The organism is Streptococcus sanguinis (genome assembly GCF_019928825.1).
Taxonomy (GTDB): domain Bacteria; phylum Bacillota; class Bacilli; order Lactobacillales; family Streptococcaceae; genus Streptococcus; species Streptococcus sanguinis_L.
Map to the genome: position 1 here is coordinate 335,734 of NZ_JAHZOP010000002.1, position 25,626 is coordinate 361,359.

A 25,626-nucleotide genomic window follows, 5' to 3' on the forward strand; every position below is an offset into this window, starting at 1 on the left:
ATCAATCAAAAACAGTCAAATTCTTGACTGTTTTTTGTTTAATATGACTTGACATATCAAGTCATATACTTGAAAAATTCTTTATTTTATAGAATTGTATGTAATTGTTTTTCAATAAAAAATTTTCAGATAATTATTGAAATTTCACTGCTTTTATGTTACAATGAAGCTAATAAATATGAGGTAAAAATATGGCCGATTTACTAGAAAAAACACGAAAAATTACATCTATTCTGAAGCGCTCGGAAGAGCAGATGCAGGAAGATTTGCCCTATAATGCTATTACGCGTCAGTTGGCTGATATTATCCACTGCAATGCTTGCATTATCAATAGCAAGGGACGTCTTCTAGGCTATTTCATGCGCTACAAGACCAATAATGACCGTGTGGAAGCTTTTTTCCAAGATAAGAATTTCCCAGAGGAGTATGTCCAAGAAGCCAATCTGGTTTATGAAACGGAAGCTAATCTGCCGGTGACGCATGATTTGACGATTTTCCCAGTGGAGACCAAGGATGAGTTCCCGGACGGGCTGACTACCATTGCTCCCATTCATGTTTCAGGGATTCGTTTAGGCTCATTGATTATCTGGCGAAATGACAAGGAATTTGCGGACGATGATCTGATTTTGGTTGAGATTGCCAGCACAGTGGTTGGTATCCAGCTGCTTAACTTCCAAAGGGAAGAGGATGAGAAAAATATCCGCCGCCGGACAGCTGTGACCATGGCGGTCAATACTCTGTCTTACTCAGAACTGAGAGCTGTTTCAGCAATTTTGGGAGAGCTCAATGGCAATGAAGGCCAGCTGACAGCATCTGTCATTGCTGACCGTATCGGGATTACCCGCTCAGTGATTGTTAATGCCTTGCGCAAGCTGGAAAGTGCTGGGATTATTGAAAGCCGCTCACTGGGAATGAAGGGAACTTATCTGAAAGTCCTGATTCCGGATGTCTTTGATGAAATTAAAAAGAGGGACTACTAATGGCTAAAGCACTGATTTCCATTGATTATACAGTTGATTTTGTCGCAGATGAGGGCAAGTTGACAGCAGGAGCGCCAGCTCAAGCGATTTCTGAAGCCATTGCTCAAGTAACAAAGGCGGCTTTTGAGCGAGGAGATTATATCTTCTTTGCTATTGATGCTCATGATGAGAATGATGCCTTTCACCCAGAAAGCAAGCTGTTTCCGCCTCACAATATCAAAGGGACCAGCGGTCGCAATTTTTATGGTCCTTTGGCTGATTTTTATGAGAAGCATCAAGCAGACTCTCGGGTCTTTTGGATGGATAAACGCCATTATTCTGCCTTTTCCGGTACGGATTTAGATATCCGCCTGCGGGAAAGAAAGGTAGATACGGTCATTTTGACTGGAGTCTTGACGGATATTTGTGTCTTGCATACAGCGATTGATGCCTATAATCTTGGTTATCAGATTCAGGTGGTAGAGCCGGCTGTGGCTTCTCTGTCAGAGGAAAATCACAAATTTGCCTTAAACCACTTGCAAAATGTCCTGGGTTCGACTATAATAGATACAATTTAAGAGTAAAAGAGAAGCAGAGTAGGCTTGCTGACTTGCACAGAGAGTGCTGATAGCTGAGAGCAGCACCAAGAAAGCAAAAAACGAAGAACATGTTTCGTAATCTTTTGTGTGATTAAGCACAAACGTCGCTCACGTTACGAGCTCAGAGGCTGCCTTTTAGGGCGGCGAATAACAGTGGTACCACGGCTTTCGTCTGTTTTATAGACGGAAGCTTTTTATTTTGCAGTAGGTCAAGTGAAGACGATGGGGAAATATAGCTAATATCCTGAACAATAGGGCGGAGCTACTAATTGATTTGAGAGGGAAAGAACATGAAAGAAATTTTTATCGGAAACTATGGTTTAGAGCAGGTCGGACAGACCATGACCGCAACTGGCTGGGTGGCCAATATCCGCAATCACGGTAAGCTGGCCTTTATTGAATTGCGGGACCGCGAGGGCTTGCTTCAGGTCTTCGTTGGCGGTGAGCTTGAAGATTTTGCTAAGCTGGAAGACATTAGCAAAGAGGATGTTATTTCAGTGACGGGGCAAGTCGTTCAGCGGGAAGAGCGCTTTGTCAATAAGTCCATCAAGTCTGGTCAGGTTGAGCTGAGGGCTGAAAAGATTGAAGTCATTGCTAGCAGCAAGGCCCTGCCTTTTGAACTGGACCAACATGCTCATACAGGGGAAGACCTGCGTCAGAAATACCGCTACCTAGACTTGCGGCGTGAGAAGATGACACATAACCTCAAACTACGTCACCAGGTCACCTCAACCATTCGGGAATATTTGAACGGTTTGGACTTTTTGGAAGTGGAGACGCCTTATCTGACCAAGTCAACACCAGAAGGGGCTAGAGATTTCTTGGTGCCTAGTCGGGTCTTTAAAAATCAGTTCTACGCCTTGCCACAGAGTCCACAGATGCTCAAGCAATTGCTGATGGGGGCTGGCCTCGAGCGCTACTATCAGATTGTTCGTTGTTTCCGTGACGAAGACCTGCGGGGCGATCGTCAGCCAGAATTTACCCAGGTGGACTTGGAGTTGAGTTTTGCAAGCGAAGAAGAAATCCGAGCTCTGGTTGAAGCCATGCTCAAGGCTGTTGTCAAGAAAACTCATGGTTTAGAGTTGACAGAAGCTTTTCCGACTATCAGTTATGAAGAGGCTATGAGCCGCTTTGGTTCTGATAAGCCAGATACACGCTTTGGTCTGGAGCTAAAGAGTTTGACGGATTTGTGTCAGTCCAATGACTCGCTTCTCATCAAGAAAGCCTTGGATAATCAAGAAGAGGTGATGGGGATCTGTGTGCCAGATGCGGCTAGTGCTTTTAGCAAGAAACAACTGAGTCATTACTATCAGGAAATGAAGGAATTTGGCTGCAGTCGTTTCGCCAGTCTAAAGGTTGAAAATGGCCAGTTAGTTGGAGATTTGGCTAGCACCTTTGAGGCTGAGAGTCAGGATTTACTAGCACGTTTTGAGGCCAAGGATGGAGATTTGATTCTGTTAGTCATGGCTAAGAAGCGTCGGGCTCAGGAAGCTTTGGGACATCTGCGCATAGAAATCGCAAAAGCTTTAGACTTGATTGATCCGAGTCTGCTTCATTTTCTTTGGGTTGTGGATTGGCCGCTGCTGGAGTGGAATGAAGACCAAAACCGCTATCAAGCCATGCACCATCCTTTCACCCAGGGAATCTTTGAAGAAGGCCAAGATCCAGCTCAATTCCGCAGCCAGGCTTACGACATCGTCTTAAACGGCTATGAAATTGGCGGTGGGAGTCTGCGGATTCATGACCGGAAGGCTCAGGAGGCTATGTTTGAGCTATTGGGCATGAGCCGAGAAGACTATGAACGGGACTTTGGTTTCTTCCTAGAAGCTTTGGAGTACGGCTTCCCACCACACGGCGGTTTGGCTCTAGGCTTGGATCGCTTGGTTATGATTTTGGCTGGGGAAGAAAATATCCGCCAAGTCATTGCTTTTCCGAAAAATGGTACTGGCTTTGATCCTATGCTGGAAAGCCCGAGTTTGGTTGACCAAAGACAGCTCAAAGAACTGCATTTGGAATTGAAGAATTAGCCTGAAATATGGTAAAATGAAATGATGCGAATTCCTGCAGAATGGCAGGAAGAAGCTGAAGAAAAGAGCTAGCGGATGGTAAATAATTCAGCGTCCCTAGCTTGTCAAAGTAAAGGTGAGCTGAAGCTTGGAAATAAGATGTTATCTAGAAATTGTTATTTTCAGTCGCTAAAGATCACATATCTTATGAAAGGAATCAGAGATGAAGATTACTCAAGAAGAAGTAAGTCACGTAGCAAAGTTGTCAAAACTGGCTTTTTCACCAGAAGAAACTGCTGAGTTTGCGACGACATTAACCAAGATTGTCGACATGGTCGAATTGCTCAATGAAGTGGACACAGAGGGTGTGCCTTTCACTTCCAATGTAGCTGCTAATATCAACTATATGCGAGAAGATGTGGCTCAGCCGGGCTGGAACCGGGAAGAACTTTTCCAAAATGTACCTGAAAAAGAGCGGGGCTACATCAAAGTGCCTGCCATCCTAGATGACGGAGGAGATGCCTAATGACTTTTAATCACAAGACCATTGAAGAACTGCATGATTTGCTGGTCAAGAAAGAAATTTCTGCAGTAGAGTTAACTCAGGCAACTTTGGCAGATATCAAAGAACGTGAAGCGGCTGTGGATAGCTTCATTACTGTCAGCGAAGAGGAGGCTTTGGCTCAGGCTGCGGCTCTGGATGCTAAGGGCATTGATGCGGACAATCTTATGAGCGGAATTCCGCTGGCAGTTAAGGACAATATCTCAACCAAAGGGATTTTGACGACGGCTGCTTCTAAGATACTCTACAATTACAAGCCGATTTTCAATGCGACTAGTGTGGAGAAGCTCTACGGTAAGGACATGATTATCGTCGGAAAGACCAACATGGACGAATTTGCCATGGGGGGCTCTAGCGAAAACTCTTACTTTAAGACGACTAAGAATGCTTGGGACAGCAGCAAGGTTCCTGGTGGTTCATCTGGTGGTTCAGCGACAGCTGTTGCCTCTGGTCAGGTTCGTCTGTCACTGGGTTCAGATACGGGTGGTTCTATTCGCCAGCCGGCTTCCTTTAACGGTGTGGTTGGTCTTAAGCCAACCTACGGACGGGTTTCGCGTTTTGGTCTCATTGCCTTTGGCTCTTCTTTAGACCAGATTGGGCCTTTCTCTCAGACAGTGAAGGAAAATGCTCAACTTCTGAATGTTATTTCTGGTAATGATCCTAAGGACTCTACATCATCACAAGAAGCAGTGCCAGACTTTACCAGCAAGATTGGCCAAGACATCAAGGGGATGAAGATTGCCTTGCCTAAGGAATACATGGGTGAGGGAATTGACAGCAAGGTCAAGGAAACGATTCTGGCAGCAGCCAAGCACTTGGAAAGCCTAGGTGCGATTGTGGAAGAAGTCAGCCTGCCCCACAGCAAGTACGGCGTGGCTGTCTACTATATCATTGCTTCCTCTGAAGCCAGCTCTAACCTGCAGCGTTTTGACGGTATTCGCTATGGTTACCGCGCAGAAGGCATTGAAAATCTAGAAGATGTCTATGTCAAATCTCGCAGCGAAGGCTTTGGTGAAGAGGTGAAACGCCGGATCATGCTGGGAACTTTCAGCCTGTCATCTGGTTACTACGATGCCTACTTCAAAAAAGCTGGTCAGGTTCGGACCTTGATTATGCAAGATTTTGCTAAGGTTTTTGAAAAATATGACTTGATATTAGGCCCAACTGCACCAACGGTTGCATATGACTTGGGCAGTCAAAACCAAGATCCAGTGGCCATGTATCTGGCTGATCTTTTGACTATTCCAGTCAATTTGGCTGGTCTGCCGGGTATTTCAATCCCAGCTGGCTTTGCAGATGGTCTTCCTGTCGGCCTGCAGTTGATTGGTAACCACTTCGATGAAGCGACCATCTATCAGGCAGCCGCAGCGTTTGAAGCAACGACTGACTACCACAAACAGCAGCCAGTTATCTTTGGAGGTGAAAAATAATGAACTTTGAAACAGTTATCGGACTGGAAGTCCATGTTGAATTGAAGACCAATTCAAAAATTTTCTCACCGGCTCCAGCTCACTTCGGTGAAGATCCCAATGCCAACACCAATATCATTGACTGGTCTTTCCCTGGTGTTCTGCCTGTTATGAACAAGGGTGTCATTGACTACGGTATCAAGGCTGCTCTGGCTTTGAACATGGACATTCACCAAAAAATGCACTTTGACCGCAAGAATTACTTCTATCCGGACAATCCAAAAGCTTATCAAATTTCTCAGTTTGATGAGCCGATTGGCTACAATGGTTGGATTGAGATTGAGCTAGAAGACGGCACGACCAAGAAAATCCGTATCGAGCGGGCCCACTTGGAAGAAGATGCCGGAAAGAATACCCACGGCAGTGACGGCTACTCTTATGTGGACCTCAACCGCCAAGGAGTGCCACTGATTGAGATTGTATCCGAAGCGGATATGCGCAGTCCAGAAGAAGCTTATGCCTATCTGACTGCCCTCAAGGAAATCATCCAGTACACGGGTATTTCGGATGTCAAGATGGAAGAGGGTTCTATGCGGGTCGATGCCAATATTTCTATCCGTCCTTATGGCCAGGAAGAATTTGGTACCAAGACTGAGCTGAAAAATCTTAATTCCTTTAACTTTGTTCGTAAGGGTCTGGCATTTGAGGAAAAACGCCAGGCGGAAATTCTACGCAGCGGTGGCCAAATCCGTCAGGAAACCCGTCGTTATGACGAAGCTACTGGCGAAACCTTGCTCATGCGAGTTAAGGAGGGTTCAGCGGACTACCGTTACTTCCCAGAGCCTGATCTGCCTATCTTTGAGATTGAAGATGCTTGGATTGAGCAAGTACGCAGCAGTCTGCCAGCCTTTCCAAAAGAACGCCGGGCTAAGTATGTGGGCGACTACGGTCTGTCTGACTACGATGCCAAGCAGCTGACAGCGACCAAGGCTGTGTCAGACTTCTTTGAAGCAGCTGTTGCGGCAGGCGGTGACGCTAAGGCTGTCTCTAACTGGCTTCAAGGAGAAGTGGCTCAATACCTCAATGCCGAAGGAAAGACCATCTCTGAGATTGAGCTGACACCTGAGAACCTGACTGAGATGATTGCTCTGATTGCAGATGGCACGATTTCCTCTAAGATTGCCAAGAAGGTTTTTGTCCATTTGGCTAAAAACGGTGGCTCTGCTAAAGAGTATGTGCAAAAAGCAGGCCTGATCCAAATCTCAGACCCTGCCCAGCTTCTACCTATTATCCAGCAAGTCTTTGCGGATAATGAAAAAGCTATCAATGACTATAAGGGCGGAAACAAGAATGCGGCCAAGTCCCTGATTGGCCAGCTCATGAAGGCTACTAAGGGCCAAGCCAACCCACAAGTAGCACAAAAACTGCTCAATGAAGAGTTGGAGAAATTATAGAAATAAGTAGAAAACCAGTCGTGAGGCTGGTTTTTTATGTAGAAATCTAAAAAATTCAACTGTATAAAGCGTTGACCAAGTGACAACTTTGGATTATAATTAAGGAGTAAACACAAATAAAATTGTTTTTTAGGGAGGAAGATTATGGAAGGAAAAATTTTGTTGAAGGATATCTTTCAATTTGATGCCTTGTTGGCTAGGCCAGAGTTTAAAGGGCGTCGGATAAAGCTACGCTTTAATAAAAATTGGGGAGATTATAATTTTGTAGTAGATTATATTAATCAATCTGATGATTTTCTGCCTTGGCTTTTGAGTAATGGTAGCGAGAAGAAAAGTAGAAATAGAAATGATGATATTCAATTTCAGTTTATTGAAGTAGAATATCATAAATGGCTATTTGTTGGTGCTTATCTTATAAAGGAAAAAGATAGTCAAATAAAGAAAGTGGCTTATGGCAACCATGATGTGAAATATGCTTTAGCAGAGAGAATTGAAGATTACGATAAATATATAGAAAAATTAGTTGTCGACCATACAAACACAGGGCAATCTTGGTTTTATGTTGACCGTAGGCGAACTGATTTTGTTGAAGTTGCTGAGATAGCCAATCGTTCTTATTTTGAAAAACAATAGATTTTCCCGGTTATGAAAATTTGTCTATGACTTACGAAAAGTTGAAGACAAATTGGAATAATAGAACTTGGAGAGAGCATCTTTCAACTGTTTATGGCGTTTATCTTATTACTGATACAAAAACAGGAAAACTTTATGTAGGCTCTGCTTATGGGGACAATGGAATGTATGGGCGTTGGTCAGCTTATTTGAACGATGGATATGATAAATTAGAGCTGGAAGATAATAAATATCCAAATAAGAGATTGAAAGAGATTGTTGATAAAAAAGGAATTGATTATATAAAAAAATATTTTCAGTATTCTATTTTAGAAATATTTACTAAGAATGAATTGGGAAAACAAAAAGCGCTTAATCGAGAAAAATATTGGAAAAAGGTTCTACAGTCAAGAGAATTTGGCTATAATGCGAATTAGGATAAAAATAAAACGGGGGATAATATGGAAGATTGGGAAAAGAAAAGACTGATTGATGAATCAAATAGTAAAATTGATGAGCATAACCGCCTAATAGATGAAGGGAATAGAGCAAGAGAAGAACATTATCGTAAGATAGAGGCTCAAAGAGAGGAACTTTTACGTTTAGAGAAAAATAGAATAAGAGAAACAGCAGATAGAGAGCAAGAAAAAGAATACAAAGATAAAATTCTTGACTTAAAAAAGCGATGGGCTGAATCGAATGACACTAGTCAACAACAGCGGTATCAAATTTTAATTGCTGAAGCTGAGCAGGAATATAATGATTATTTAGCAGAGAAAGAAAGAATAAGACAAATTGAAGATGAGAAGAGACAGCAATTCTTAAAACAATATGAACAAAAACTTCAGAGAATTGAAGAAGAAAAGCAACAAACAGTTAAGATAGAACGCAGAAAAAGTTTCGTTAAGCGAGTTATCATAGGAAGTGTTTTTGTTATATTTCTTGTAATAGCCTTAACTACTTGGAGGTCAAATAAATTAAGTAGTAAAGGCGTACGTGATCGAGCTTCATCTATGAGTTCTAATGCTAGTTCTTCATCAAAGAAGGATTCAAAAATAGACAAGACAAAAAATATTAGTGCTCCAAGTGTAACTAATCAAAAAACATTTACTATGGAGAACTATGTTGGTCAAACAAGATCAGCCGTGGTTGAAAATCTGAAAACAAACTATAATGTTTCTGAGAAATTGATTGAGATTGTTGAGGAAGAATCAGACGAGTACGAGCCAGGTCAGGTGATTCGTCAGTCACCGGCAGCTGGTTCGACCTATGATTTGTCTTCTAATCATAAGATCAAGCTGACCGTAGCGAAAGAAGTGCCTAGTATGCTTATGCCTGACTTTGGCAGCATGCAGTACACCTATGCCAATGCTCGTAGTTACTTAATTCAAATGGGAGTTTCTTCGTCTCGGATTGAGCGGGTTGTTGATCGAAAGGTTACTTCGACACAAGCGGATTTGGTGACTTCTCAGTCGCCAAAGGCAGGTCAGAAAATTGACCTCAAGTCTAATAAAAAAATCACTCTTTACGTGACAGAAGCAACGACACCATCGTCATCTAGCTCGTCATCATCATCTAGCAGTTCGAAAAATAGCTCATCATCTGATGATGAAAATCATTCTAGTAGTTCTAGTTCTTCCGACTATTGATATTTTTGCTATATCATAATTCCCTTATTTGTAGTCTCAAGTTTTCTATGTTAAAATAATTAAAAAAACAAAGGAGTCTTTATGTCAGAAATTAAGATCAAACGCGAGACAGGTTTTGTAGGGATTATTGGGAAATTTCCAATCTTTATCAATGGTCAGAAAGTTGGCGCAATCAAAAACGGAGAAGAGGCTGTTTTTCCAATCGCAGCTAATGAAGCAGAAGTCCGTGCTGGATCTGCTCCTATGAAAACCAAGCCAGTGACAGTTAAATCAGGGCAGACCTTGCTGATTGAAACAAATTTTACTAATTTTTCTATTTGTTTGGGAACTTTAGTAGTTGCTCTTCTATTTGGTGGATTGCTTCGTGCGATTCTCTTGATTCTTTATATTGTTTTAATGTTCCTTCTTCCTTTCTACTCAGCTAGAATTGCAGAATAAATTTGAGACCAGCTGATGCTGGTTTTTTGTATGTTATTTTTTGAAAATGTAACTAATCTTTTGACAAGATTTTTGAAAGGGTTTACAATAAAACTAACAAATTATAAAGCGAGGTATGTTTATGGCAAAAATGAATGCTGCGCGTTGGTATGGCGCTAAAGATGTTCGTATTGAAGAAGTGGATGTACCGGAAGTCAAACCGCATCAGGTTAAAATTGCGGTCAAGTTCACAGGAATCTGTGGTACTGACCTGCATGAATATATGGACGGACCGATTTTTATTCCGACAGAAACAGAGCATGTCTATTCTGGCCAGAAAGCGCCTGTAACTTTAGGACATGAGTTTGCTGGGGAAATTGTTGAGGTCGGCAGTGCCGTGAAACGGGTCAAAGTTGGCGACCGGGTGACAGTTGAGCCCATTTTGGCTAAGAATAATCTTGTCGGTGATTATAATCTGGACCCTAATCTAAACTTTGTCGGTCTGGCGGCAGACGGTGGTTTTGCCAAATACTGTGTTTTGGACGGAGACATTGTTCACAAAGTTCCAGACAGCCTTAGCTATGAGCAGGCAGCTTTGACAGAACCTGCTGCTGTAGCTGTTTACGCAGTCCGTCAGTCAGCTCTTAAGACGGGCGATACAGCGGTTGTCTTCGGTTTGGGGCCAATCGGGCTCTTGATAGTTGAGGCTTTGCGGGCAGCCGGTGCCTCTAAGATTTATGGAGTTGAATTATCTCCAGAACGTCAAGCCAAGGCAGAGGAGCTTGGGGCGATTATTGTGCGACCAGAAGAAGGCGAAGACGTGGTAGCTGCTATTCATCGTTTAACTGGTGGCGGGGCAGATGTGTCTTATGAAGTGACTGGGGTGCCGGTTGTGCTGGGACAAGCTTTGGCTGCTGTTCACAAGGCTGGAGAATGTATGGTAGTTTCTATTTGGGAGCGAGAAGCCAGCATCAATCCTAATGAATTTGCCATTCAAGAAAAATCACTCAAGGGCATTATCGCTTACCGGCATATTTTTCCTAAGGTGCTGGAACTGATGGAGCAGGGCTATTTCTCTGCAGATAAGCTGGTGACCAAGAAGATTAAGCTAGAGGATATTGTGCAAGAAGGCTTTATCGAGCTGACTCAGGACAAGGCGCAGATCAAGATTTTGGTGTCGCCAGAATAAATCTTTGCTTAATCATGAGATGAAAATCAGTCAAAACTGGCTGATTTTTCTTTATGGTTTGTGCTGTAATAAGTAAAGTTTTAGAAAGAGGTTGGGATGTCAAAAGTTTTGAAAGGTTCATTCCATATTTTTCTGAAAGTCGCTTTAAGCTGATTCCTTGTTTTCTTAGTTCATAGATTCGAACTTTATCCTCATAAGTTAGTTTCATTTAAAAACCCCCCAAAAGTTAGATTTTTTCTGTCTAACTTTTGGGGTGCGGTGCAATTCAACTTCTTTTCATTTGGAGACCATTTTCCAGAAAAAATCAATGATATAGGTCAATCCGTAGGTATAGATGACGAGAGTGATAGGCTTGCAGAGAAGGATAATCAGCATGTACTTTTTAAAAGTCATCTTGGTCAGGGCGGCCAGCATACATAGAAAGTCGGCTGGACTGATGGGCCAAATCATCATGAAAATAAAGAAGCGCTCAAAGCGGTTGCCCTTATCCAGCCAGCCGATATATTTATCATAGGTGCGCTTGCTGACGACAGACTGGACAAAAGCCGGACCGTAGGTGCGGGCCAGGTGAAATATAATGGCGCAACCAATGACAATACCGATATAGTTATAAATGGTGCCGACGATATGACCGTAGATGAAAACACCAGCAACAGAGGTCAGGGCGCCAGGGATAATGGGCACGACCGTCTGTAGAATCTGCAGGAAGATAAAGAGGGGTGGGCCCCAAATGCCCGCCTGCTGGATAAAGGCTGAGAGAGTTTCCTTGGACTGGAGAATACCTGCGAAATAGGCCCAAAGACAAAAGGCCACCGTTCCTAGAGCGCCAATAGCGGACGACCAGTTGATGATTTTTTGCAAAAGAGGGGCAACAGCTTGCATCTGCCTGTTTTTTTCTGCCATACAAACCTCCAGAACATTTATACTATCACTACTATAATATCATCTTTTTTTCTTTTTGTAACCTTTGAGGCTGAAGGTGCCAAAAAGCCCATTTTATGCTATAATAATGAGAATACGAATTTTTGGAGAGAGATGTGGCGATTGAAGATTATATGCCGGACTTTGCGGTCGAGGCAGTTTATGATTTGACAGTAGAGAGTTTGAAAAAACAGGGGATCAAAGCAGTTTTGGTGGATTTGGATAATACCCTGATTGCTTGGAATAACCCTGATGGGACCCCAGAGATGAAGAAGTGGCTCCATGATTTGCGGGACGCGGGTATTCGGATCATTGTAGTGTCCAATAATAACAAAAAACGGGTCAAGCGAGCTGTTGAAAAGTTTGACATTGACTATGTCTACTGGGCCATGAAACCCTTCACTTGGGGAATTGACCGGGCGCTCAAGCTTTTTCATTTTGAAAAAAATGAAGTGGTCATGGTGGGCGACCAGCTCATGACGGATATTCGGGCAGCACATCGGGCCGGGATTCGTTCGATTTTGGTTAAACCACTGGTCGAGCACGACTCTATCAAGACCCAGATCAATCGGGCGCGTGAACGCCGTGTGCTCAAAAAAATCACTGAAAAATACGGCCCAATTCAATATAAAAAAGGAATTTAAGCATGGAAGAACTTCTCTGTATCGGCTGTGGAGCCACTATTCAGACAGAAGATAAGGGCAAGCTAGGCTACACGCCCAAATCAGCTCTAGAAAAAGGCTTGGAAACAGGCGAGCTCTATTGCCAGCGTTGTTTCCGCCTGCGCCATTATAATGAAATCAGCGATGTTCAGCTGACGGATGATGACTTTCTGCGGCTTCTCCACGAAGTTGGAGATAGCGACGCCTTGGTTGTCAATGTTGTCGATATTTTTGACTTTAATGGCTCGGTCATCCCTGGCCTGCCTCGCTTTGTTGCTGGAAATGATGTTCTCTTGGTCGGGAATAAGAAAGACATTTTGCCTAAGTCGGTCAAGGATAGCAAGGTGACCCAATGGCTGACGGAGCGCGCTCACGAAGAAGGCCTGCGTCCAGTCGATGTGGTCCTAACCTCTGCTCAGAACAAGCAGGCCATCAAGGACTTGATTGACAAGATTGAGCATTGCCGCAAGGGACGTGACGTTTATGTGGTCGGCGTGACCAATGTGGGCAAGTCCACTTTGATTAATGCGATTATTCAGGAAATCACGGGCGATAAGGATATTATTACGACTTCGCGCTTCCCGGGTACAACTCTGGATAAAATCGAGATTCCTTTAGCAGATGGCAGTCATATCTATGATACACCAGGCATTATCCATCGTCACCAGATGGCTCACTATCTTTCTGCTAAGAATCTCAAATACATCAGCCCCAAAAAGGAAATCAAGCCCAAAACCTATCAGCTTAATCCAGAGCAAACCCTCTTTTTGGGTGGTTTAGGTCGTTTCGATTTTGTGGCAGGCGATAAGCAGGGATTCACGGCTTATTTTGACAATGAGCTCAAGCTTCACCGGACCAAGTTGGAAGGTGCCAGCGATTTTTATGACAAGCATGTCGGCAGTCTCTTAGTTCCGCCGGTTGGCAAGGAAAAGGAAGAATTTCCAGCTTTGGTCAAGCATGAATTTACCATCAAGGACAAGACGGATATCGTCTTCTCAGGTTTGGGCTGGATTCGCGTCAGTGGACCTGCCCGAGTAGCTGGCTGGGCGCCAGAGGGTGTGGCGGTTGTCACTCGGAAAGCTATTATTTAATACTCAAGAAACCAAGGGGAATAACTCCCCTTAAAATAAGGAAGGAAAAGGCTGTGAACAGTGATGAGATAAACAGGTCCTAACTGTCTCAAGCCTTATAGAAGAACATGACACTAACATCAAAACAACGCGCCTTTCTCAACAGTCAGGCACATAGTCTCAAGCCTATCATTCAGATTGGGAAAAATGGACTCAACGACCAAATCAAAACCAGCGTCCGTCAGGCACTGGACGCACGAGAGTTGATTAAGGTCACGCTCTTGCAAAATACGGATGAGAATATCCATGAAGTTGCGGAGATTCTGGAAGAGGAAATCGGAGTGGATACAGTGCAGAAGATTGGCCGGATCTTAATCCTCTACAAGCAGTCCAGCAAAAAGGAAAATCGCAAACTCTCTGTCAAAGTCAAGCAAATTTAAGGAAAAATTTCTGTGGAGATGTCAGCCTATGGCTATTGAATTACTAACCCCCTTTACCAAGGTGGAATTAGAACCAGAAGTTAAAGATAAAAAACGCAAGCAGATTGGCATACTAGGCGGGAATTTCAATCCAGTCCACAATGCTCATTTGGTCGTGGCGGATCAGGTCCGGCAACAGTTAGGCTTGGATCAGGTTCTGCTCATGCCAGAGTATGAGCCGCCCCATGTGGACAAGAAAGAAACCATCGATGAAAGGCATAGGCTGAAAATGCTGGAGCTGGCTATTGAGGGTATTGAAAGCCTAGGAATTGAAACTATTGAGCTGGAGCGCAAGGGAATTTCCTATACCTACGACACCATGAAGCTCCTGACAGAACAACATCCAGATACGGACTATTACTTTATCATCGGTGCGGATATGGTGGACTATCTGCCCAAGTGGTACCGGATTGATGAGCTGGTTGAGCTGGTTCAGTTTGTCGGTGTTCAGCGGCCGCGCTACAAGGCGGGGACTTCTTACCCTGTTATCTGGGTGGATGTACCCCTTATGGATATTTCCTCCAGTATGGTGCGGGATTTTCTGGCTCAGGGACGGACTCCTAATTTCCTGCTGCCTCAGCCGGTCTTAGACTATATTGAGAAAGAAGGGCTTTACCTATGACCTATGAAAGTTATATCAGTATGAGTCGTGAGGCCTTACTGGCTAAGATGGAAACTGTCATGCCTGAGAAGCGCCTGCGGCATTGTCTAGGTGTGGAAAAGGCTGCCCGAGAATTAGCGGAGCGCTTCGGTCTTGACGTCGAAAAAGCGGGTCTGGCAGGACTTCTACACGATTATGCCAAGAAGGTTTCAGATGAGGAATTTCTGGCCTTGATTGACAAATACCAGCTGGACCCCGACCTGAAAAACTGGGGCAATAATGTCTGGCATGGCATGGTGGGCATTTACAAGATTCAGGAAGATTTAGGCATCGAAGATGCTGAGATTCTGCGAGCCATCGAGGTTCATACGGTGGGCAGTGGCACCATGTCTGAGCTGGACAAGGTCGTCTATGTCGCTGACTATATCGAGCACAACCGGGACTTTCCGGGAGTAGACAAGGCCAGAGAGCTGGCCCAGCGGTCGCTCAATCAAGCTGTGGCCTACGAAACAGCAAGGACTGTGGAGCATCTAGCCCATAAGGGAATGCCCATCTATCCGCAGACCTTGGAGACCTACAATGCCTTTGTAGGATATTTGAAGTAATATAGAAGAAAATTAAAGAGGAACTATGAAAGAACAAGAATTATTGGAACTGGTCGTGAAAGCGGCCGATGAAAAGCGTGCAGAAGAGATTGTGGCTTTGGACTTGCAAGGTCTGACTACTGTGACAGATTATTTTGTTATCGTCAGTTCTATGAACAGTCGTCAGCTAGATGCGGTCGCTGAAAATATCCGTGAGAAAGCTGCAGCGGCGGGTGTTTCTGCTGGTCATGTTGAGGGTGATGCAGCTGGTGGCTGGGTACTCTTAGACTTGGGAGGCATCGTCGTCCATATCTTTTCTGAGGAAATGCGGGCGCACTATAACCTTGAAAAACTCTGGCATGAAGCAACCGGTGTGGATGTTGCAGCCCTATTGGAAGAAAAGAATAAGTGATTTTTTGCCTTTAGGCAAGAAATCAGAATTCGGCTCAGTCAGCCTGCTGGCTGGGCTATTTTTGAAAGGAAAAGTATGGCAACTTATGAAACCTTCGCGTCGGTTTACGATGCGATTATGGATGATTCTTTGTATGAGAAGTGGACGGATTTCAGCCTGCGTCATTTTCCCAAGGATAAGAAAAAGCTGCTGGAGCTGGCCTGTGGAACGGGCATTCAGTCTATTTATTTTAAGCAGGCAGGGTTCGAGGTGACGGGGCTGGATCTGAGTCAGGAAATGCTGGAGTTGGCAGAAAAACGTAGCAGAGAGGCTAGTTTGGACATTCCCTTTATTCAGGGCAATATGCTGGATTTGAGTGGCATCGGTCAGTTTGATTTGGTGACGTGCTATTCAGACTCGATTTGCTATATGGAGGACGAAGTCGATGTCAGTCAGGTCTTCACTCAAGTTTACCAGCATCTAAATGAAGGGGGCCGCTTTATCTTTGATGTGCACTCGATTTACCAGATTGACGAGGTTTTTCCAGACTATTCTTATCATGAAAATGCTGAAACCTTTGCTATGGTATGGGATTCCTATGCGGACGAACCGCCTCATTCTATCGTGCATGAGCTGACCTTCTTTGTTCAAGACGAGGATGGGCGCTTCACGCGCCATGATGAGGTGCATGAGGAGCGGACCTATGAGATTCTGACCTATGATATCTTGCTGGAGCAGGCTGGTTTTAAGAATGTCAAGGTTTACGCGGACTTTGAGGACAAGGAGCCAACAGACAAGAGCGCTCGCTGGTTCTTTGTGGCGGAGAAATGAGATGACAGTTACTGGTATTATCGCAGAGTTTAATCCTTTTCATAATGGGCACAAATATCTGCTGGAGCAGGCTTCTGGTCTGAAAATTATCGCTATGAGTGGCAATTTTGTTCAGCGAGGGGAGCCGGCTATCGTGGACAAGTGGACTCGGACACAGATGGCTTTGGAAGCGGGAGCGGATTTGGTCCTTGAGTTGCCTTTCTTGGTCAGCGTTCAGGCGGCAGACTTTTTCGCTAAGGGGGCGGTAGACATCTTAGAGAGACTGGGCATTGATCATCTAATGTTTGGAACTGAGGAAGTGCTGGACTACGAGAGTATTTCCAAGGTCTATGATGAAAAGGCAGAGCAGATGGAGGGTTATCTGGCCAGCTTGCCTGATTCCCTATCTTATCCTCAGAAGACTCAGGCCATGTGGCAGGAGTTTGTAGGGCTCAATTTCTCAGGCTCTACTCCCAATCATATCTTGGGCTTGGCTTATGCCAAGGCTGTGGCGGGAAGAGATATAAAACTGTGCCCGATTCAACGTCAGGGAGCTGGCTACCATTCCTTATCAGCTAATCAAGAATTTGCCTCTGCAACTGCCCTTCGTCAGAATCTGGACCAGCCAGACTTTCTCAAAAAATTCACCCCAGCCCATCACTTGATTGAAGCGGCTCCCAAGGTGACCTGGTCGGACCTCTTTCCTTATCTCCGTTACCAGATAGTGACCTGTCCGGATTTAACAGACTCTTATCAGGTCAATCAGGAGTTGGCCGTCAGGATTAGAGAGGCCTTGAGAAGCAGTGAGACCATAGAAGAGCTAGTTTATCAGGTGGCAACCAAGCGCTATACCAAGGCTCGGATCCGGCGTCTGCTGACCTATATCCTAGTCGGAGCTAGGAAAGAAGAGCTTCCGTCAGGTGTTCATATTTTAGGCTTTTCCGAGCAGGGACGCCAGCATTTGTCCAAGCTTAAGGGAAAAGCTGAATTGGTCAGCCGTATCGGCGAGAAGCCATGGGATAGTCTAACCCAGCAGGCTGATAAGGTCTATCAACTAGGCAATCCTGCACTTACGGAACAGAACTTTGGACGAGTTCCGATTATGAAAGACAAGTAAGGCTGAATGTTCAGCCTTTTTGCTTTGTTTGCGACGGTAAATAAAAAATGGTATAATAAAAAAATAAACTTGTTTTCACTAAGAAGCACGATTTGCTTTTTAGTGATTTGACTGTAGATATGAAAGCTAGCATTCGGTCCATAAAACATTGCTGTGCTGATTGAATGCTTATCTTTCCTATCCATGTCTCAAAGGAGGAAGACTCATGAAATTCAAAAAGATTACCTTTATGGCCCTTACAGCTTTACTGACGCTTAGTTTAGGGGCTTGTAGCTTGATTGGGCAGAAGCATTCTCAAAAGAATCAGGGTGGGACTGAGAATAGCTCCCGTGAGAGCCAAAAGAATACTTCTTCTGACGATATTGAAGAACTCTTGGAGAAAGCAGAAACTGCGAATGAAGATCTAACTTCAATGAAAATGAAGGTGAAATTATCTATCACTGTAGATGGTTCCAATAAAACTCAAACGATGAGCGGGGATCTTCTCTATGATAAAAGCACTGATGAGCTGGCCAAGGGGCATTTAGTCATAGATGGAAAAGAGAGCGGTCAGGAGAGTTATCAAGAAGCGATTATGCCAGGTGGAGAGGATAAACTTTTGTATACTCGTTCTTCTAAAAATGGAACATGGACTAAGCAAGAAATGGGAAGCGGGGCAGATTATTATGTTCAGCCCGATTATTTCAAACTCATGGATGGCTTTTATCAAATGGCTGATGATGTCACTGTAAAGGAAAGCGGTGATGAATATGTCTTTAAATTAAGCAGTAAAAATGCTGATTTACTGGGGCTTTTTGGTGAAGAATTCAAACTAGAGCTGACAGGTGTTACTCAGGCTGATATGGATAAAACGTTAGAAGTACGCTTGGATAAAAAGACCTTATTCTTAAAAGACTTTAAGTTAGGTCTATCTTATAAGGGTGAAGAAGGTAGTTTGGATGTTCAAACAGATACTCAATATTCTGACTGGAATAAGGTAGAGGAAGATGAGTTTAAGGCGCCTCAGTAAAGCATAAGCAAAACTATTAGCTGAGAAAGGAAAAATCATGCCTTTATTGTTTGCTTTTCGCTACCGTAGAGGACTCTATTTGACCATAGTCATCTTGGCATCTGTCTTCTTAGTCTCAGGCATCATTTTCGGTGCTTTAGCTTGCTTGCTCTTGTTTTCAATTGATAAAGCCATGCCTGGAGCAGGAATACGCTCGTTCAGTTTGCCTTTTATACTTGCTTTTTTCATGACTGCTGTAGTCGAAATCTTTGCAATAGTTCATGCGGGACGCAAGCTGAGTAAAAAGTGCTTTGTTCTTGCAGGAACAGAATGGGGTTTGACCGTGCGAGGAGCTTTCTTGAAAGAGCATAGCTTTGCTTGGAATCAGCTGGAAAGCATCTTGTACCGGCCGGCTTGGGGCCGGACTTCTGACGGGCAGGCTTCTTTTCGACTGGGAGTCAGGTACTATCGGAGAGACTACCTATATGTCAAGCCTTATCATGGCAAGTCCGTTCGAGTAGATGTCACGTTTTTGGATGGCAGAATAGAAGATGTCTTTGCCTGCTTAAGCAGATGCAAACCGGATTTGCCTATTGTGAAAAATTATCAGTGATATTTTTGATAGATTTCGGTAAAGGTCCGCTATGACAGACCTGCTAGTTTCAGGAAATAGAATTTACCGTCCAGTTGCTGTGTTAGCGGCTGGATTTTTTGTGGAAGGAAAACTGAAATCAATTTTGTCTCGATTTCAGTCCAGCAGAAGTTGAAGAATGTAGGCTGAATCTTCTAGAAGCTATCATTTTTTCTTAGTGATTTTTCTGATTCCCTGTGTTATAATAAGAAAGATTAAAAATGTAATTTATCAAAAGGAGAATCTCCAATGGGACGTAAATGGGCCAATATTGTGGCAAAGAAAACGGCCAAAGACGGCGCAAACTCAAAAGTGTATGCTAAGTTTGGTGTAGAAATCTATGTAGCAGCTAAAAAAGGTGATCCAGATCCAGAGTCTAACACAGCTTTGAAATTCGTTATTGACCGAGCTAAGCAGGCTCAGGTGCCGAAGCATGTCATTGACAAGGCCATTGATAAGGCAAAAGGAAACACGGACGAAACCTTTACTGAAGGCCGCTATGAAGGATTTGGGCCAAACGGTTCTATGCTGATTGTCGATACTCTGACTTCAAATGTCAATCGGACTGCAGCCAATGTCCGTGCTGCTTTTGGTAAAAATGGCGGCAATATGGGAGCTAGCGGCTCTGTAGCCTATTTATTTGATAATAAAGGCGTGATTGTCTTTGCGGGGGACGATGCTGACAGCGTCTTTGAACAGCTGCTGGAAGCGGATGTGGATGTTGATGATGTTGAAGCAGAAGAAGGAAGCATCACTGTCTATACAGCGCCAACTGACCTTCACAAGGCTATCGTGGCTCTGCGTGAATCTGGCATTCAAGAATTCCAAGTAACCGAGCTGGAAATGATTCCTCAGTCTGAAGTAGAGTTGACTGGTGAGGACCTCGAAACCTTTGAAAAACTTTATAGCGTTTTAGAAGACGACGAAGATGTCCAAAAAATCTATACGAATGTAGATGGATTCTAAAGATACTTGACCTGTAGTTGGAGCTACAGGTTTTTCTGTGATGAGAAGTCTCAAACTGTATTTACCAGTCAAGATAAGTATGGTAAAATAGAAAGGTCATATTATTAAGTTATTAAGGAGACAATGATGAAAAAAGTATTTCAATACGCGACCTTGCTTCTAGCAGGAATGAGCTTAACAGCCTGTGCCTTTCTTCCGACTTCAAATCAGGATATTCCAAGTAAGCAAAGTCAGGAGAAGAAGGACAAGAAAGCAGCCAGCAATGGGCAAGTAGAGGTCAAGATTAAGGAAGGCCAGTTTATTTTGCCAAGCAATGGGGCCGCTGATTCAAAATACTTAGCTTTGTCATTGGAAATTAAGAATAAAACGGATGAAAAAATCATGATTTCCTCTTCAGACATTGGCTTTTATGATTCAGAAGGTGAGAAAATCCAGCCTGTCGGAGTTTATGATGATGCAGAAAACTTTAAAATACTGAAATATGAAGATTTAGCTAAGGGAAAGACTCTTTCTGGTTATCTTGTATTTAAGGTTGAAAAGGATGAAAAATATGAACTGCACTATGAGAAGAAAACTTATGATGCTGATGAGAAAACAGAAGAAATCAAGCTAAATGTTGATCCTTCAAGTTATCCTGATCAAATCGAAGAGTCAAAGAAATTAGCTTCTGATTATCTGAATGCTGTTTTCTTAGGTGGAGACGCCAAAAGCAAAGACAAGGCAAAGTCATCCAAGGGCAAGGAAGATTTTGTCTTAGGCGGTAATTTGGAGCAAGATAAAAATGACTTTAGAGCAGCTTTTGCTGAAGACTTCAAACGTAAATTGCATGACTATCCCTTTACTGATAAGGAAGTCAATGCCTTTATCGATGCCTATGTGGAAAATAATGCAAAACGCTCCGAAATTTCTTATACAGTAGCCCAGTACATGCCGAATGAGATAGTGATCAAGATTAAACCGAGAACGGTCAGTCTAAGCAAAACCATCCTGAACTACAGTAAAGAGTTTTCTGATAAGCATCGTTCTGAGTATGCGAATCTTTCGGAATTCTATAAAGCACAAGATAAGAATTATGCTGATGACATGATGGCTGGATTGGACTCACGGCCGCTTCTCACCCCAGAACGAGATTATCAGCTGAAATTTGTCAAGACAGATGGCAAATGGGTCTTGGAGCGTGATTTTTCTTATGAATCCATTGTCATTTCTTTCGAAGGCGATATCTCATAATAGCAAAATTAGAGGGCTAATTATTGATTATTTGCTCTCTATTTTTGTATCCGCGTCCAGCTTTGTGCTATACTGGTTGATAGATAGGTGTATTCGAGTAAAGGAGTCGGCCATGAAAAAATTTTATGATAAACTGATACAAACACGGCATTATCTTCATCAGCATCCAGAGCTGTCTGGGCAGGAATTTGAAACGACGGCTTTTCTAAAAGGCTATCTGGAAGATTTGGATATTAGGATTTTAGAATCCGGTCTGAAAACCGGCCTAGTTGCCGAGGTTGGTTCTGGCAAGCCGGTTATTACCCTGAGGGCTGATATCGATGCTCTGCCCATTTTGGAGCAGACTGGTCTGTCTTACGCCAGTCAGAATTCAGGTGTCATGCACGCTTGCGGCCATGATTTTCACCAGACCAGCCTCTTGGGGGCAGCTGAGCTGCTCAAGGCTATGGAAGGAGATTTGAGAGGGACGGTTCGTTTGATTTTCCAGCCGGCTGAGGAAACTTCTCAGGGAGCCAGTCAGGTTCTTGCGACTGGTCTGCTGGACGATGTGTCTGCTATTATCGGCTTTCACAATATGCCCCAGCTTAAGGCGGGGCAGCTGGCACTTAAAGCTGGAGCCATGATGGCTGGGGTTGAGAAGTTCAAGGTTGAGGTAGAAGGAGTCAGCAGTCATGCGGCTAGGCCAGATCTAGGTGTTGATACAGTATTGACCTTGACTAGTATGATTCAAAACCTGCAGCCTCTAGTGGCTCGCACAGTGTCTCCTTTTGAAGCAGCTGTCTTATCTGTGACTCATATCGAAGCTGGAGCGACCTGGAATGTACTGCCGCAGTCGGGCTTTTTTGAAGGGACCATCCGCAGCTTCAATCCGACCTTGCAGCAGCGTCTCAAGGAAGAATTTATCCGAATTGTAGAGAATACAGCGGAGAATTTTGGAGCTCAAGTCAGGATTTCTTGGGACCATACTCCTCCAGTGACCTATAATGATCCCGAATTGGCCGAGCTGCTCTATGAGCACTCACAAAATCTTGCTGAGGTCCTGCCTGCCAGTCCATCCTCGGCTGGAGAAGATTTTGCCTTTTATCAGGAGAAGCTTCCAGGCGTCTTTGCCTTTATCGGCTCAAATGGGGCAGAAAATGCTCCTGACCTCCATCACGACAGCATGGTCATTGACGACGAAGCCTTCAAAGTTTCCGTTCCTTACTATGTCGAAAGCGCCCTCTTTTTCCTGCAGCACTACAGGCAGAAAGTCGAGTGAATGACTGCCTCAAAGCTGATAAAGAAAAGCTATCACCTCCATAAAAAATATATAATGGTCAAGCTTCTCCTTATTTGATATGATAAAGAAAGACTTTTTAGGAGGAATTCGAAATATGAACCTGAAGAAAACCTTGAAATACTTCTCTCTGGCAGCTGTCAGTGTCTTGGCCATTGGTGCCCTAGTGGCTTGCTCATCATCAAGTGAGAAGAAAACAGAGAAAACAAAGGTAGAAGTCGGAACAGTAGGAACGACCAAACCATTTTCGTACGAGGATAAAGACGGTAAACTGACAGGCTACGATATCGAAGTCCTTCGTGCTATCTTTAAGGACTCAGACAAGTATGAAGTCAATTTCAATAAGACCAAGTGGGCTTCTATTTTCTCAGGTTTGGACAGCGACCGCTACCAGATCGGTGCCAATAATATCAGCTACTCTGAAGAACGGGCTAACAAATATCTCTATGCTAGTCCATATGCGAAAAATCCAACAGTTTTAGTTGTCCGTAAGGGTGAGGGGATTAAATCGCTGGATGACATTGGCGGCAAGTCTACTGAGGTTGTTCAGGGGACTTCAACAGCTCAGCAACTAGAGGATTACAACAAGGAACATAGCGATAATCCGACAAAAATCAATTATACGGACGGAACCATTCAGCAAATCTTGGCCAATCTGAATGACGGCCGTACGGACTATAAAGTTTTTGAGCGCATAACTGTAGAGTCTATTATCAAGGACCAAGGCTTGAAAAATCTGGAAGTGATTGAGCTTCCAAGCGACCAGCAGCCTTATGTCTATCCGATTATTGCAAGCGGTCAGGAAGACTTGCAAAAATTTGTCAACAAGCGAATTAAGGAACTCTATGAGGACGGTACGCTTGAAAAACTTTCACAAGAATTCTTTGGCGGTTCTTACCTGCCAGATGCAAAAGACATCAAGTAAGAAATCCCATCAAGTTGGGTCTGCAATTTGGCTGACTAGACTTTGATACAAGAAATACGATAAGGGCGGGGAAGCTTATTTCCCCAGCCCTTTATCTGCTGTTAATAGGAGTAACGCATGCCTTTCTCAACTGAGACTGAACAAATCAAGAAATTTGAAAACGACGAGGTTGCCCAGCACTATTTTGAAGTGCTGCGAACCTTGATCTCTAAAAAATCAATCTTTGCCCAGCAGATTGGTCTGCATGAAGTAGCCAACTATTTGGGAGAGATTTTTACAGCTGCAGGTGCCAAGGTCATGATTGACGACAGCTACACTGCTCCATTTGTTTTGGCGGAGTTTCTTTCTTCAAATCCTGCTGCTAAGACCATTATTTTCTACAACCACTACGATACAGTGCCGGCAGATGATGACCAGCCTTGGACCAATGATCCTTTTATGCTGTCAGTTCATTATGGGGTTATGTATGGGCGAGGAGTGGATGATGACAAGGGGCACATTACTGCTCGTTTGACGGCTGTTCGCAAGTATATTCGAGAGCACGGTGATTTACCAGTCAATATCATCTTTATGATGGAAGGGGCAGAAGAGTCTGCTTCGACAGACTTGGATAAATATTTGGCCAAACATCGCAAACGCCTGCGAGGATCAGATTTGCTAGTCTGGGAGCAAGGCAGCCGCAACAATCTTGGACAGCTAGAAATCTCAGGCGGTAACAAGGGAATTGTTACCTTTGACATGACGGTCAAAAGTGCAGATGTAGACATTCATTCCAGCTTCGGTGGTGTTATCAATTCAGCTTCTTGGTATTTGCTCAATGCTTTATCCAGCTTGCGCAGTCCAGACGGCCGCATTCTAGTTGAAGGCATTCATGAGCAGATTCAAGAGCCAAATGAACGAGAGCTGGCCCTAATTGAGGAATATGCCCTGCGGACTCCTGAAGAGTTGAGTCAGGTCTATGGCTTGAAATTGCCGGTTTTGTTGGACGAGCGGAAGGAATTTCTCCGTCGCTTTTACTTTGAACCTTCGCTGAATATTGAAGGCTTCGGATCAGGCTATCAAGGCCAAGGGGTTAAAACCATTTTGCCTTCAGAGGCCCAGGCTAAGATGGAGGTTCGTCTGGTGCCAGGTCTGGAGCCAGAGGATGTGTTAGACAAGATTCGTCAGCAGCTGGACAAGAATGGCTATCCGGCAGTTGAGCTGACTTATACCTTGGGAGAAATGAGCTATCGCAGCGACATGAGTGCACCATCCATTCTTAATCTTATTGAGCTGGCTAAAGATTATTATCAAGAGGGCATCTCTGTTCTGCCGACTTCAGCTGGAACTGGTCCGATGCATACGGTTTATGAAGCCTTGGAGGTTCCTATGGCAGCTTTTGGACTTGGCAATGCTAACAGCCGAGATCACGGCGGAGATGAGAATGTGAAAATTGCTGACTACTATACGCACATAGAGCTCATTCAAGACTTGATTGGCAGTTACCATCAAACTGACTAGACTAGTGGGAAAGGAAGGCTTATGCTATACTCTATAAGAAAAGACAAACTGAAGCAGGCTGGCTTCTTTTACCTCTTTTATTTTTTAGCCATGCTCTTAGGCGTCTTGGTTGGGCTTCTATTTGACCGCTCGGGCAATATGTTTTACGCTCCGGCTTTTACAGCTTTCTTTGGCGGAGTTCTGTTCATCTTCTACACTGAGAAAATAAAGACCTTCGGTCTAATCAGCGGCCTAGGTTGTCTGCTAGGTCTCTTCTTTCTGCTCAGTCGACATGGCTTTGGAGCCTTTCTACCAGGTTTGATTTGCGGTATTTTAGCGGATCTTATAGCTCGGTCAGGCAGCTATCAAAAGACTGTTAGAAGCTTGCTGGCTTTTATAGTTTTCAGCTTTAGCACAGCGGGTCCTATTTTCCTAATGTGGCTGGCACCCAAGCAGTACGAAGCTAGTCTTCTTGCTAGAGGAAAGACTCAGGCTTATATCGAGCAGGTCATGCTTAAGCCAGAACCCAGCTTAGTCCTCTGGTTTGTAGCTAGCATTTTACTGGGTGCTTTTCTTGGAGCCCTGTTAGGAAGGAAGATCCTTAAAGCTAGACATTCCAAGTCAGCTTCGGTCTAACTAT

The 25,626-nt window shown here is 43.9% G+C and carries 27 protein-coding genes and 2 pseudogenes; 27 read left to right on the forward strand and 2 right to left on the reverse strand.

Annotation, left to right across the window (positions count from 1 at the left end; genetic code table 11):
- Nucleotides 1-191: 191 nt before the first annotated feature.
- The 11 genes and pseudogenes from codY to K1J09_RS05240 all read left to right on the forward strand — a co-directional run bounded on the left by codY (nt 192) and on the right by K1J09_RS05240 (nt 10,856).
- Nucleotides 192-980, forward strand: coding sequence for a GTP-sensing pleiotropic transcriptional regulator CodY (codY, locus tag K1J09_RS05190; RefSeq protein WP_223323196.1), 789 nt, complete (start codon nt 192-194; stop codon nt 978-980).
- Complete coding sequence (locus K1J09_RS05195) at nt 980-1,537, forward strand: cysteine hydrolase family protein (RefSeq protein ID WP_223323198.1); 558 nt, start codon at nt 980-982, stop codon at nt 1,535-1,537. The genes codY and K1J09_RS05195 overlap by 1 nt, the downstream gene beginning before the upstream one ends.
- Before the next feature lie 311 nt (nt 1,538-1,848).
- Complete coding sequence (gene aspS, locus K1J09_RS05200) at nt 1,849-3,585, forward strand: aspartate--tRNA ligase (RefSeq protein WP_223323200.1); 1,737 nt, start codon at nt 1,849-1,851, stop codon at nt 3,583-3,585.
- 202 nt (nt 3,586-3,787) lie between these two features.
- Nucleotides 3,788-4,090, forward strand: coding sequence for an Asp-tRNA(Asn)/Glu-tRNA(Gln) amidotransferase subunit GatC (gatC, locus tag K1J09_RS05205; protein ID WP_002896305.1), 303 nt, complete (start codon nt 3,788-3,790; stop codon nt 4,088-4,090).
- On the forward strand, nt 4,090-5,556 hold the full coding sequence (gatA, locus tag K1J09_RS05210) for an Asp-tRNA(Asn)/Glu-tRNA(Gln) amidotransferase subunit GatA (RefSeq protein WP_002896304.1): 1,467 nt from the start codon (nt 4,090-4,092) through the stop codon (nt 5,554-5,556). Before gatC ends, gatA begins: the two co-directional genes overlap by 1 nt.
- Nucleotides 5,556-6,989, forward strand: coding sequence for an Asp-tRNA(Asn)/Glu-tRNA(Gln) amidotransferase subunit GatB (gene gatB, locus K1J09_RS05215; protein WP_125371155.1), 1,434 nt, complete (start codon nt 5,556-5,558; stop codon nt 6,987-6,989). Before gatA ends, gatB begins: the two co-directional genes overlap by 1 nt.
- A 144-nt stretch (nt 6,990-7,133) precedes the next feature.
- Nucleotides 7,134-7,622, forward strand: coding sequence for a hypothetical protein (locus K1J09_RS05220; protein WP_223323202.1), 489 nt, complete (start codon nt 7,134-7,136; stop codon nt 7,620-7,622).
- 26 nt (nt 7,623-7,648) lie between these two features.
- Nucleotides 7,649-8,038, forward strand: coding sequence for a GIY-YIG nuclease family protein (locus tag K1J09_RS05225; protein ID WP_223323204.1), 390 nt, complete (start codon nt 7,649-7,651; stop codon nt 8,036-8,038).
- Between the two features lie 588 nt (nt 8,039-8,626).
- Nucleotides 8,627-9,250, forward strand: a pseudogene (locus K1J09_RS05230) (PASTA domain-containing protein); the annotation flags it as partial.
- Nucleotides 9,251-9,331: 81 nt separating this feature from the next.
- The gene (locus tag K1J09_RS05235; RefSeq protein ID WP_223323205.1) at nt 9,332-9,688 is read left to right on the forward strand and encodes a hypothetical protein; all 357 of its coding nucleotides are present in this window, start codon (nt 9,332-9,334) and stop codon (nt 9,686-9,688) included.
- Between the two features lie 121 nt (nt 9,689-9,809).
- The gene (locus K1J09_RS05240; RefSeq protein ID WP_223323207.1) at nt 9,810-10,856 is read left to right on the forward strand and encodes a 2,3-butanediol dehydrogenase; all 1,047 of its coding nucleotides are present in this window, start codon (nt 9,810-9,812) and stop codon (nt 10,854-10,856) included.
- A 103-nt stretch (nt 10,857-10,959) separates the two neighbouring features.
- Here the strand turns inward: K1J09_RS05240 and K1J09_RS05245 are convergent.
- Nucleotides 10,960-11,064: pseudogene (locus K1J09_RS05245) on the reverse strand (transposase); the annotation flags it as partial.
- A 68-nt stretch (nt 11,065-11,132) separates the two neighbouring features.
- On the reverse strand, nt 11,133-11,759 hold the full coding sequence (locus K1J09_RS05250; protein WP_223323209.1) for a TVP38/TMEM64 family protein: 627 nt from the start codon (nt 11,757-11,759) through the stop codon (nt 11,133-11,135).
- Nucleotides 11,760-11,893: 134 nt separating this feature from the next.
- Between K1J09_RS05250 and K1J09_RS05255 the strand changes: the two genes are divergently transcribed.
- From K1J09_RS05255 to K1J09_RS05330, 16 genes are all read left to right on the forward strand, one after another.
- Nucleotides 11,894-12,421, forward strand: coding sequence for a YqeG family HAD IIIA-type phosphatase (locus K1J09_RS05255; protein ID WP_223323211.1), 528 nt, complete (start codon nt 11,894-11,896; stop codon nt 12,419-12,421).
- Between the two features lie 2 nt (nt 12,422-12,423).
- Complete coding sequence (gene yqeH, locus K1J09_RS05260; protein ID WP_223323213.1) at nt 12,424-13,530, forward strand: ribosome biogenesis GTPase YqeH; 1,107 nt, start codon at nt 12,424-12,426, stop codon at nt 13,528-13,530.
- Nucleotides 13,531-13,637: 107 nt separating this feature from the next.
- Nucleotides 13,638-13,949 carry a ribosome assembly RNA-binding protein YhbY gene (gene yhbY, locus K1J09_RS05265; RefSeq protein WP_002896287.1) on the forward strand — a complete coding sequence of 104 codons (312 nt, stop codon included), beginning with the start codon at nt 13,638-13,640 and terminating at the stop codon, nt 13,947-13,949.
- A gap of 28 nt (nt 13,950-13,977) precedes the next feature.
- Nucleotides 13,978-14,610, forward strand: coding sequence for a nicotinate-nucleotide adenylyltransferase (locus tag K1J09_RS05270; protein ID WP_125445290.1), 633 nt, complete (start codon nt 13,978-13,980; stop codon nt 14,608-14,610).
- Nucleotides 14,607-15,194: a bis(5'-nucleosyl)-tetraphosphatase (symmetrical) YqeK gene (yqeK, locus tag K1J09_RS05275; protein WP_125445289.1), complete on the forward strand. Its 588-nt coding sequence runs from the start codon at nt 14,607-14,609 to the stop codon at nt 15,192-15,194. The genes K1J09_RS05270 and yqeK overlap by 4 nt, the downstream gene beginning before the upstream one ends.
- Nucleotides 15,195-15,219: 25 nt before the next feature.
- Nucleotides 15,220-15,585 (forward strand): ribosome silencing factor, encoded by a 366-nt coding sequence (rsfS, locus tag K1J09_RS05280; protein ID WP_223323215.1) that lies wholly within the window; start codon nt 15,220-15,222, stop codon nt 15,583-15,585.
- A gap of 75 nt (nt 15,586-15,660) precedes the next feature.
- Complete coding sequence (locus K1J09_RS05285; protein ID WP_009659918.1) at nt 15,661-16,395, forward strand: class I SAM-dependent DNA methyltransferase; 735 nt, start codon at nt 15,661-15,663, stop codon at nt 16,393-16,395.
- 1 nt (nt 16,396) lies between these two features.
- Entirely contained in the window at nt 16,397-17,491 is a 1,095-nt protein-coding gene (locus tag K1J09_RS05290) for a nucleotidyltransferase (protein WP_223323217.1), read from the forward strand.
- A gap of 205 nt (nt 17,492-17,696) precedes the next feature.
- On the forward strand, nt 17,697-18,500 hold the full coding sequence (locus K1J09_RS05295) for a DUF6612 family protein (RefSeq protein ID WP_002911901.1): 804 nt from the start codon (nt 17,697-17,699) through the stop codon (nt 18,498-18,500).
- 226 nt (nt 18,501-18,726) lie between these two features.
- Nucleotides 18,727-19,092 carry a hypothetical protein gene (locus K1J09_RS05300; RefSeq protein WP_317627843.1) on the forward strand — a complete coding sequence of 122 codons (366 nt, stop codon included), beginning with the start codon at nt 18,727-18,729 and terminating at the stop codon, nt 19,090-19,092.
- A gap of 267 nt (nt 19,093-19,359) precedes the next feature.
- Entirely contained in the window at nt 19,360-20,076 is a 717-nt protein-coding gene (locus K1J09_RS05305) for a YebC/PmpR family DNA-binding transcriptional regulator (protein ID WP_002907099.1), read from the forward strand.
- Nucleotides 20,077-20,199: 123 nt separating this feature from the next.
- Nucleotides 20,200-21,306 (forward strand): DUF4352 domain-containing protein, encoded by a 1,107-nt coding sequence (locus K1J09_RS05310; protein WP_002907098.1) that lies wholly within the window; start codon nt 20,200-20,202, stop codon nt 21,304-21,306.
- Nucleotides 21,307-21,418: 112 nt separating this feature from the next.
- Entirely contained in the window at nt 21,419-22,564 is a 1,146-nt protein-coding gene (locus K1J09_RS05315) for a M20 peptidase aminoacylase family protein (RefSeq protein WP_223323220.1), read from the forward strand.
- Nucleotides 22,565-22,679: 115 nt separating this feature from the next.
- On the forward strand, nt 22,680-23,507 hold the full coding sequence (locus tag K1J09_RS05320; RefSeq protein ID WP_011836610.1) for an amino acid ABC transporter substrate-binding protein: 828 nt from the start codon (nt 22,680-22,682) through the stop codon (nt 23,505-23,507).
- Between the two features lie 117 nt (nt 23,508-23,624).
- A complete protein-coding gene (locus K1J09_RS05325; protein ID WP_223323222.1) occupies nt 23,625-25,007 on the forward strand; it encodes a M20/M25/M40 family metallo-hydrolase in 1,383 nt (460 codons plus the stop codon).
- 21 nt (nt 25,008-25,028) lie between these two features.
- Nucleotides 25,029-25,622, forward strand: coding sequence for an MptD family putative ECF transporter S component (locus tag K1J09_RS05330; RefSeq protein ID WP_223323224.1), 594 nt, complete (start codon nt 25,029-25,031; stop codon nt 25,620-25,622).
- The last annotated feature ends 4 nt before the right edge of the window (nt 25,623-25,626 follow it).

Bases quoted from the DNA above. Each gene is read 5' to 3' on its own strand.
- yhbY (WP_002896287.1), top strand. From the start codon at position 13,638: ATGACACTAACATCAAAACAACGCGCCTTTCTCAACAGTCAGGCACAT.
- codY (WP_223323196.1), top strand. From the start codon at position 192: ATGGCCGATTTACTAGAAAAAACACGAAAAATTACATCTATTCTGAAG.
- K1J09_RS05240 (WP_223323207.1), top strand. From the start codon at position 9,810: ATGGCAAAAATGAATGCTGCGCGTTGGTATGGCGCTAAAGATGTTCGT.
- gatC (WP_002896305.1), top strand. From the start codon at position 3,788: ATGAAGATTACTCAAGAAGAAGTAAGTCACGTAGCAAAGTTGTCAAAA.
- K1J09_RS05315 (WP_223323220.1), top strand. From the start codon at position 21,419: ATGAAAAAATTTTATGATAAACTGATACAAACACGGCATTATCTTCAT.
- K1J09_RS05285 (WP_009659918.1), top strand. From the start codon at position 15,661: ATGGCAACTTATGAAACCTTCGCGTCGGTTTACGATGCGATTATGGAT.
- yqeK (WP_125445289.1), top strand. From the start codon at position 14,607: ATGACCTATGAAAGTTATATCAGTATGAGTCGTGAGGCCTTACTGGCT.
- K1J09_RS05305 (WP_002907099.1), top strand. From the start codon at position 19,360: ATGGGACGTAAATGGGCCAATATTGTGGCAAAGAAAACGGCCAAAGAC.
- aspS (WP_223323200.1), top strand. From the start codon at position 1,849: ATGAAAGAAATTTTTATCGGAAACTATGGTTTAGAGCAGGTCGGACAG.
- K1J09_RS05300 (WP_317627843.1), top strand. From the start codon at position 18,727: ATGACTGCTGTAGTCGAAATCTTTGCAATAGTTCATGCGGGACGCAAG.
- K1J09_RS05220 (WP_223323202.1), top strand. From the start codon at position 7,134: ATGGAAGGAAAAATTTTGTTGAAGGATATCTTTCAATTTGATGCCTTG.
- gatB (WP_125371155.1), top strand. From the start codon at position 5,556: ATGAACTTTGAAACAGTTATCGGACTGGAAGTCCATGTTGAATTGAAG.
- K1J09_RS05290 (WP_223323217.1), top strand. From the start codon at position 16,397: ATGACAGTTACTGGTATTATCGCAGAGTTTAATCCTTTTCATAATGGG.
- K1J09_RS05330 (WP_223323224.1), top strand. From the start codon at position 25,029: ATGCTATACTCTATAAGAAAAGACAAACTGAAGCAGGCTGGCTTCTTT.
- yqeH (WP_223323213.1), top strand. From the start codon at position 12,424: ATGGAAGAACTTCTCTGTATCGGCTGTGGAGCCACTATTCAGACAGAA.
- K1J09_RS05310 (WP_002907098.1), top strand. From the start codon at position 20,200: ATGATGAAAAAAGTATTTCAATACGCGACCTTGCTTCTAGCAGGAATG.
- gatA (WP_002896304.1), top strand. From the start codon at position 4,090: ATGACTTTTAATCACAAGACCATTGAAGAACTGCATGATTTGCTGGTC.
- K1J09_RS05325 (WP_223323222.1), top strand. From the start codon at position 23,625: ATGCCTTTCTCAACTGAGACTGAACAAATCAAGAAATTTGAAAACGAC.
- rsfS (WP_223323215.1), top strand. From the start codon at position 15,220: ATGAAAGAACAAGAATTATTGGAACTGGTCGTGAAAGCGGCCGATGAA.
- K1J09_RS05250 (WP_223323209.1), bottom strand. From the start codon at position 11,759: ATGGCAGAAAAAAACAGGCAGATGCAAGCTGTTGCCCCTCTTTTGCAA.
- K1J09_RS05225 (WP_223323204.1), top strand. From the start codon at position 7,649: ATGACTTACGAAAAGTTGAAGACAAATTGGAATAATAGAACTTGGAGA.
- K1J09_RS05195 (WP_223323198.1), top strand. From the start codon at position 980: ATGGCTAAAGCACTGATTTCCATTGATTATACAGTTGATTTTGTCGCA.
- K1J09_RS05320 (WP_011836610.1), top strand. From the start codon at position 22,680: ATGAACCTGAAGAAAACCTTGAAATACTTCTCTCTGGCAGCTGTCAGT.
- K1J09_RS05270 (WP_125445290.1), top strand. From the start codon at position 13,978: ATGGCTATTGAATTACTAACCCCCTTTACCAAGGTGGAATTAGAACCA.
- K1J09_RS05235 (WP_223323205.1), top strand. From the start codon at position 9,332: ATGTCAGAAATTAAGATCAAACGCGAGACAGGTTTTGTAGGGATTATT.
- K1J09_RS05295 (WP_002911901.1), top strand. From the start codon at position 17,697: ATGAAATTCAAAAAGATTACCTTTATGGCCCTTACAGCTTTACTGACG.